Origin of the sequence: Mesorhizobium sp. M4A.F.Ca.ET.022.05.2.1 (genome assembly GCF_003998845.1) — a bacterium.
Taxonomy (GTDB): Bacteria; Pseudomonadota; Alphaproteobacteria; order Rhizobiales; family Rhizobiaceae; genus Mesorhizobium.
Genome location: NZ_RZOJ01000321.1, coordinates 1 through 6854, shown reverse-complemented (window position 1 = coordinate 6854; position 6854 = coordinate 1). Strand labels below are relative to the sequence as shown.

At 63.8% G+C, this 6854-nt stretch carries 10 protein-coding genes and 1 pseudogene; 6 read left to right on the top strand and 5 right to left on the bottom strand.

The features are described from left to right. The 4 genes and pseudogenes from EN745_RS26175 to EN745_RS26160 all read right to left on the bottom strand — a co-directional run. Positions 1-223: pseudogene (locus EN745_RS26175) on the bottom strand (hypothetical protein); the annotation flags it as partial. Positions 224-258: 35 nt separating this feature from the next. Continuing rightward, positions 259-711, bottom strand: coding sequence for an SRPBCC family protein (locus tag EN745_RS26170; protein WP_126057387.1), 453 nt, complete (start codon positions 709-711; stop codon positions 259-261). Further along, the gene (locus EN745_RS26165; protein ID WP_126057388.1) at positions 708-1028 is read right to left on the bottom strand and encodes a metalloregulator ArsR/SmtB family transcription factor; all 321 of its coding nucleotides are present in this window, start codon (positions 1026-1028) and stop codon (positions 708-710) included. Before EN745_RS26165 ends, EN745_RS26170 begins: the two co-directional genes overlap by 4 nt. A gap of 93 nt (positions 1029-1121) precedes the next feature. Then, on the bottom strand, positions 1122-1547 hold the full coding sequence (locus EN745_RS26160; protein ID WP_126057389.1) for a GNAT family N-acetyltransferase: 426 nt from the start codon (positions 1545-1547) through the stop codon (positions 1122-1124). Between the two features lie 146 nt (positions 1548-1693). Between EN745_RS26160 and leuD the strand changes: the two genes are divergently transcribed. From leuD to EN745_RS36330, 6 genes are all read left to right on the top strand, one after another. Beyond that, positions 1694-2299 carry a 3-isopropylmalate dehydratase small subunit gene (gene leuD / locus EN745_RS26155; RefSeq protein WP_126057390.1) on the top strand — a complete coding sequence of 202 codons (606 nt, stop codon included), beginning with the start codon at positions 1694-1696 and terminating at the stop codon, positions 2297-2299. 73 nt (positions 2300-2372) lie between these two features. Then, positions 2373-3308, top strand: coding sequence for a hypothetical protein (locus EN745_RS26150; protein WP_127422608.1), 936 nt, complete (start codon positions 2373-2375; stop codon positions 3306-3308). Positions 3309-3603: 295 nt separating this feature from the next. Next, a complete protein-coding gene (locus EN745_RS26140) occupies positions 3604-3987 on the top strand; it encodes a RidA family protein (RefSeq protein ID WP_126057392.1) in 384 nt (127 codons plus the stop codon). A gap of 52 nt (positions 3988-4039) precedes the next feature. Then, entirely contained in the window at positions 4040-4393 is a 354-nt protein-coding gene (locus EN745_RS26135) for a VOC family protein (RefSeq protein WP_126057393.1), read from the top strand. A 79-nt stretch (positions 4394-4472) separates the two neighbouring features. Continuing rightward, a complete protein-coding gene (gene leuB / locus EN745_RS26130) occupies positions 4473-5576 on the top strand; it encodes a 3-isopropylmalate dehydrogenase (protein ID WP_127422607.1) in 1104 nt (367 codons plus the stop codon). Positions 5577-5579: 3 nt separating this feature from the next. Then, complete coding sequence (locus EN745_RS36330; protein ID WP_189347901.1) at positions 5580-5756, top strand: hypothetical protein; 177 nt, start codon at positions 5580-5582, stop codon at positions 5754-5756. 158 nt (positions 5757-5914) lie between these two features. On the opposite strand, the gene EN745_RS26125 is transcribed toward EN745_RS36330, so the two are convergent. Further along, positions 5915-6625: a DUF805 domain-containing protein gene (locus EN745_RS26125; RefSeq protein ID WP_127422606.1), complete on the bottom strand. Its 711-nt coding sequence runs from the start codon at positions 6623-6625 to the stop codon at positions 5915-5917. Positions 6626-6854 lie beyond the last annotated feature (229 nt).

The following is a 6854-nucleotide window of genomic DNA, read 5'->3' as shown; positions in this document are numbered from 1 at the left end:
TCTTTACGATGACGCTCCAGCTGCCGCCGACGTGCAGCTCGGCGGCCCAGGCGGTCATCCGGTAGCAGTCGGCAGAGCTCCACCAGCGCTCGACCGCGTCGGTGACGAGCGCTGCAAAGACCTGTTCCGGCGGCGCGAGAATCTCGGCCGATGCCATGACCGTCCGGCTGTTCGCCATGGCTCTCACAGCCAGCTGCTCCGGGTTCACATCGGCCTCCGTCAATGGTCGCTTCGTTGCCGAAACCAATCATCAGGCGCTCAGGCCGCCTTCGACGGCGGGCGGTCAAAACCCTTGCCGGTCTCGAGCAGGCTCTTCAGGCTGGCCAGAACCAGCGGCCAGCCCTTGGCGACATTTTCGATCAGCCGGTGCGGGCCGTCGGCCTCGTGGGTGACGGCGAGCTTCGTCAGTTCGCCATCCTGCTCGATTGCGAAGGTGCAGCGCGTATAGCCGTCTTCCCTCACCTCGGGCAGCCATTCGTTGCGCCATTTGATGACCAGGCGCCTGGGCGGGTCGATCTCCAGTATCTCGCCCGAGTCGGCAATGCTTCCGTCGGGGAAGATCAGCTTCCAGCTTGAGCCCACCTTCCAGTCGCTCTCCTGATAGGAGCAGAGGAAGAACTGCCGGTTGAACTCCGGGTCGGTTAGCGCCGTCCAAAGCTTTTCAGGCGTGGTGCGGATATAGGTGACATAGACGAAGGTGTTGTCGCTCACGGCTCTTCCCTTTCCAGTCGTTTCTTCAGGTCGCTCAATGCATCCAGCCGATGGCGCTCGAACTTGCCGATCCAGCGCTCGGCGATCTCGTTGATCGGAACCGGGTTGAGGTAGTGTTCCTTCTCTCGGCCCCGGCGGACGGTGGTGACGAGGTTGGCCTCTTCCAGGATCGCCAGGTGCTTGGTCACCGCCTGGCGCGTCATCTCCATCCGCTCGCAGAGCGCGTTCAGCGTCTGCCCGTTCCTTGCATGGAGGCTGTCCAGCAATTGCCGGCGGGTCGGGTCGGCCAAGGCGCGAAAGACGGCATCCATGCTCATCGCTTTAATATGCAACCATTTGGTTGCATGTCAAGCAGGGAGACAGATCGGGCGATCACTTGCCCGTGAGTCGGTGAGGAATATGGAGACGGATCAGCCCTTGCGGGAGAACCAGAAAGCGTCGGGCATGCGCCTCATGCCGATGCGCTCGTAGAAGCCGACCGCGTTGGGCATCGAGATCAAGCTGATGGCGACGGCGGGACCGAGCTGGCGGCGGGCCTCGTCCATCAGCCCCTTGCCGATGCCGAGCCCTTGCGCCGATCGGGAAACGGCAAGCTCGGAAATGTAGCAGACCCAGGAGAAGTCGGTGACGCCGCGCGCTACACCGACAAGCGGCTTGCCCTCGCTGTCGAGCCGCGCCGTCAGCACCAGGTTGGCGTTGCCGAGCATGGTCTTCAGCCGGGCCTCGTCGTCGACGGGGCGCGTCTCGCCGAGGCCAGATTCCACCAGCACACGGCGGAACTCGGCGACGTCGAGCGCCGGCTCGCTGGCATAGAGGACGCGGCATGGTTCCGTCATGGTCGCAAGACTGCACCAGCGGGCCAGGATTTCGAAGTCCTTTTTTGAGCCCGATCCGCGCACGAACAGTTGCCTTTCATTTGCCGCCGGCTTTGTGTAAACCGTGCGCCAGCAAATTCCCGAACGACAAGAAGACGGCAAGGACCATGGACAAATTCACCAAGCTGACCGGCGTCGCCGCGCCGATGCCGATCGTCAACATCGACACCGACATGATCATCCCCAAGGATTATCTGAAGACGATCAAGCGCACCGGACTCGGCACCGGCTTGTTCGCCGAGATGCGCTACAAGGAGGACGGCTCGGAGAACCCCGACTTCGTGCTCAACAAGCCGGCCTATCGCAAGGCGCAGATCCTGGTCGCCGGCGACAATTTCGGCTGCGGCTCGAGCCGCGAGCACGCGCCGTGGGCGCTGCTCGATTTCGGCATCCGCTGCGTCATCTCGACCTCGTTCGCCGACATCTTCTACAACAACTGCTTCAAGAACGGCATCCTGCCGATCACCGTCAGCCCGGAAGACCTGGACAAGCTGATGGACGACGCCTCGCGCGGCTCCAACGCCACGCTGTCGGTCGATCTCGAGGCCAAGGAAATCCGCGGGCCGGATGGCGGCGTGGTCACGTTCGACCTCGACGACTTCAAGCGCCACTGCCTGCTCAATGGGCTGGACGACATCGGCCTGACCATGGAGAAGGCCGGCGCCATCGACTCGTTCGAACAGAAGAACGCCGCGCAGCGCCCGTGGGCCTGATCGTCTGTATCTGAATGCTTAAGCCCGGCCACGACAGGCCGGGTTCGTGCTGCGGCTGAACGGAGGGACAGTCATGACACGCTCGCTTCTGGCCGGCGCCTGCGCGCTGGCGGTGATCCTGCTGCCGATGGCGGGCGCGCATGCCCAGACCGACGCGGTGCTGGTGCCGGCCGACGATGCGTCCGGCGGCGCCGCCGACCAGGGCGCGTCGAGCACCACCGATGCGGCGCCGGCCGACGAGGACAAGCTGGCGCCGATCCCGTTCGAGGGCGGCCAGTTCACCATCACCCAGCAGGAGGAGTATGGCGAGAAGGTGCTGGCCTATGACGGCAAGCAGCTCGCCGACAATTACGACGTCTTCTTCGACAAGATTGTCGAGGTCGGCGGCGTCAAGGTCGCACTGTTCGATGTCGGCGATGGCGGCAATCAATGCGGGCCGGCGAGTGTCATCGCCTGGAAGCCGGAAGGCGGCGAGATCCAGACCACCACCGTCGAGCAGGACGAATGCGGCGCGCCGCCGGCCGCGGTCTCCGACAGCGCCATCTACTATGTGCCCTTTCTGCTGCCGGGCGAGACGAGAGCGGCGCTGCAATGGTCGCCGACGGAAGGGCTGACCACCTCCGGCAACCTCACCTACACGCCGGAATCCGGCACCGACTGGAAAGATGTCGACCCGTCGAAATACGACAACATCATCGACGCCTTCCACAACGAGGCGGTCTACAAGGCGGCGCAGACGGTGCTCGGCGACACCATGCCCGACATGGCGACCAGCCTGCTGGTCGGCGGCGGCACCGAAAAGACCGCATCCGGCGCCTTCTACGCCACCGGCTGCGTGCCGCATGATTGCGGCGGCAATGACGGCTTCATGGCGGTCGATCCGGTCAAGCACAAAGTCTATTTCGCGCGCCGCGGCGACAATGGCGAGCCACAGGGCTGGCCCGACCTGAAGACGTGGCCGGCGGATATCAAGAAAGCGTATGACGACGCGCAGGGGTCGGCGAATTAGCCCGAGCCTCTATTGCTAGGTCGCGTTCCTTCGCGCCCCCCTCTGTCCTGCCGGACATCTCCCCCACAAGGGGGGAGATTGGCTGTTTCGGCGCCCCGCCTGTTTTGCAACGCTGGTGATTGGCGAAAACCGGCGTGACATCTGATCTCCCCCCAAGTGGGGGAGATGGCCGGCAGGCCAGAGGGGGGCGCTGTCCCGTCAGCATCAAAAGTTTGCACCGCCAGTCTACGCTCCCTGGCTCACGACTGGATCGCTCGTCCGTTTCAGAATGCGCGCATCCAACGCGAGGCTCTCCATGCGCACACTCATCTCCACCGGCTCGCCCTTCGAGAAAACCGCCGGCTATTCGCGCGCGGTGGTGCAGGGCGACTGGTGCTTCGTCTCCGGCACGACCGGTTACGACTATGCCACCATGACCATGCCCGACACGGTCGAGGCGCAGACGCGCAATTGCCTCGCGACCATTGCCAAGGCCTTGGCCGACGGCGGCTTCGAGATGGCCGATGTGGTGCGGGCGCATTACTACATCACCGACCAGGCCTATGTTGACGTGGTGTTCCCGATCCTCGGCGAGGCGTTCGGTGATATTCGGCCGGCGGCGACGATGATCGTCTGCCAGCTCAACAAGCCGGAAATGAAGATCGAGATCGAGGCGACGGCGCTCCGGCGCACGGCCTGATGCAGGTCGCCCAGGACAGGGGCACCGGCTTGCACAAAGCAAGGATCAGCCGATGGTAAAGGTCAAGCGCATCGTCGCCAACATCGCCACGCAGGACACCCTCGCGGCGCAGCATTTCTATCAGGACGTGCTCGGGCTTGATGTGCTGATGGACCAAGGCTGGATCGTCACCTGCGGCTCGGCCGAGACGATGACGGTGCAGATCAGCTTCATGACCGAGGGCGGCTCCGGCACCCCGGTGCCTGATCTTTCGATCGAGGTCGACGACGTCGACGAGGCGCTTGCGGCCATGCGCAAGGCCGGCTTCGCCATCGAATACGGCCCGGCCGACGAGCCCTGGGGCGTGCGGCGCTTCTATGTGCGCGACCCGTTCGGCCGGCTGGTGAATGTCCTTTCGCACCGGTGACGGTTGAAAGGCTTGCGCCGCAAGCACTTGGCGTTTAGCAAGGCCGCGGTTTCTCCAAACACTCTCGGGACGGTTCTCCATGGCTTCGAAAAATCTCCTCCTGCTCGCCGGCGACGGCATCGGCCCCGAGGCCATGGCCGAGGTGAAGAAGCTGATCGCGGCCATGAATGAAAAACTCGGCAGCGGTTTTGCCACCGATGAGGGGCTGGTCGGCGGTAGCGCCTACGACGCGCATGGCGCGGCGATCTCCGATGCCGACATGGCCAAGGCGATGGCGGCGGATGCCGTGCTGTTCGGCGCGGTTGGCGGGCCGAAGTGGGACAAGGTGCCTTACGAGGTGCGTCCCGAGGCCGGGCTGCTCCGCCTGCGCAAGGACATGGAGCTGTTCGCCAATCTCCGTCCGGCGATCTGCTACCCGGCGCTCGCCGCATCCTCCTCGCTCAAGCAAGAGGTGGTCGAGGGCCTCGACATATTGATCGTGCGCGAGCTCACCGGCGGCGTCTATTTCGGCGAGCCGAAGCAGATCATTGATCTCGGCAACGGCCAGAAGCGCGGCATCGACACCCAGGTCTACGACACGTTCGAGATCGAGCGCATCTCGGGCCTCGCCTTCGAGCTGGCGCGCACGCGCCGCAACCAGGTCACTTCGATGGAAAAGCGCAACGTCATGAAGTCGGGCGTGCTGTGGAACGAGGTTGTCAGCCAGACCCACGCGGCCCGCTACAGCGACGTCAAGCTCGATCACATGCTGGCCGATGCCGGCGGCATGCAGCTGGTGCGCTGGCCGAAGCAGTTCGACGTCATCGTCACCGACAATCTGTTCGGCGACATGCTGTCCGACATCGCCGCCATGCTCACCGGCTCGATCGGCATGCTGCCGTCGGCCTCGCTCGGCGCGCCGGATGTGAAGACCAAGAAGCGCAAGGCGCTCTACGAGCCGGTGCACGGCTCGGCGCCGGACATCGCCGGCAAGGGCATCGCCAACCCGATCGCCATGATCGCGTCCTTCGCCATGTGCCTGCGCTATTCCTTCGGCATGGTGGCCGAGGCCGACAAACTGGAAGCGGCAATCGCCGCCGTGCTCGAAGACGGCCTGCGCACCAAGGACATCCTCTCCGAAGGCATGAAGGAAGTCGGCACGGTTGAGATGGGCGACGCGATCATCGCCAAGTTCCTTGGATGACAGATGGGCGAGGTGGGTCGCGCCATCGAAAGGGATGCGCTTGGCGAGCATAAACGCCAGGCCGACTTTCGCACCGACCAGCGTCTCGCGCCATTGCGGCAGTTCGTATGCGATCGATATCAGATCGAGAACAGTTTGAGCTGGGCTCTTGATCTGGCTTTGGCCCGGCAAGGTGGTTGATTGCGAAATTACCTGTGAAGGATCCGAATTCAAGATTGTTGGGACCGAGACGATCCAAACCCACAAGAAGGCCCTTCGTGGTGACACCGCGAAGCACTTCAAGATTATCGAATACATCGCTTTGAGCGAACACGGTCAGTCTGGCTTGCGGCCCTAGTCTAGAACCTGACGCCGACCGGCATCGGTCCCCATTTGTTGTCGCCGGCCTGGGTCGGGATCAGCCCGAAGACGAGCGTCGCGAGCCAGCCGATATAGGGCAGGAAGCAGAGGATCGCGAGCCAGCCGGTCAGGCCGAGATCGTGCAGACGGCGCACGAGCAGCGCGACCCACGGCAGGAAGGTCAGCAGGATGTAGAGAACGACAAGGCAGATCATGACGATCGGCAGGTCGTCGCCCTGTTCGATGCCGCTTCCCAAATCCACAGAGAGGCCGACGCCGACAATGACGGCGAGGCCGATCGTCCAGAAAAGGCAAAAACCCCAGAACTCCTTGCGCCGGGCGCGGCCGGAGAAATCGACGTAATTGGTCGTCAGGCCACGCCAGAAATAGTCCCACAGGCCAGTCGATCCGATCGTTCCATTTTCGGCGTTGCGGCCGAAATGGTTGGGCACCGCAGGCGCGCTGCCCGGCAAGGGGCGAGGAGACGCCGCGGTCGGGGTGGCGGGCTCTGCCGGACCGGTCATGGGGGCGCGGACCGAAAATATGCTGCTTGCCCGGTCGCCATTCGGCTGGAATTCGACCTCGGCGCCCCTGGCCAACGCCATCTCGCGGCGCAGATCCTCGCGCGCGAAGCTGTAACGCTTGCCGTCGGCGCCGGTTATGAAGCCGAAGCCTTGCTGCTCGTCATAGTGCAGAACCTCGCCGCGCATCGCACTGCCCCCCTTTGCCGCGCGTGCCCAGACTGGTCAAAGTCGCGGCGAACCGCAAGGGGGATGCGATTTAGCGCACTGGCGGGCACCACGCCTTCATCATTCTACGGCGGAGCAAGGAGCGAAGCGACGCGGCGCAGACCATAGAATCCATTCCGTGACTTACGAGCGTTGCAGCCGTTCAGAACGGCCCCTATTTCTGCCCCTTGTCTATGCTTCGCGCGAGGTC

Bases quoted from the DNA above. Each gene is read 5' to 3' on its own strand.
- EN745_RS26165 (WP_126057388.1), bottom strand. From the start codon at position 1,028: ATGAGCATGGATGCCGTCTTTCGCGCCTTGGCCGACCCGACCCGCCGG.
- EN745_RS26160 (WP_126057389.1), bottom strand. From the start codon at position 1,547: ATGACGGAACCATGCCGCGTCCTCTATGCCAGCGAGCCGGCGCTCGAC.
- leuD (WP_126057390.1), top strand. From the start codon at position 1,694: ATGGACAAATTCACCAAGCTGACCGGCGTCGCCGCGCCGATGCCGATC.
- EN745_RS26150 (WP_127422608.1), top strand. From the start codon at position 2,373: ATGACACGCTCGCTTCTGGCCGGCGCCTGCGCGCTGGCGGTGATCCTG.
- EN745_RS26140 (WP_126057392.1), top strand. From the start codon at position 3,604: ATGCGCACACTCATCTCCACCGGCTCGCCCTTCGAGAAAACCGCCGGC.
- EN745_RS26135 (WP_126057393.1), top strand. From the start codon at position 4,040: ATGGTAAAGGTCAAGCGCATCGTCGCCAACATCGCCACGCAGGACACC.
- leuB (WP_127422607.1), top strand. From the start codon at position 4,473: ATGGCTTCGAAAAATCTCCTCCTGCTCGCCGGCGACGGCATCGGCCCC.
- EN745_RS36330 (WP_189347901.1), top strand. From the start codon at position 5,580: ATGGGCGAGGTGGGTCGCGCCATCGAAAGGGATGCGCTTGGCGAGCAT.
- EN745_RS26125 (WP_127422606.1), bottom strand. From the start codon at position 6,625: ATGCGCGGCGAGGTTCTGCACTATGACGAGCAGCAAGGCTTCGGCTTC.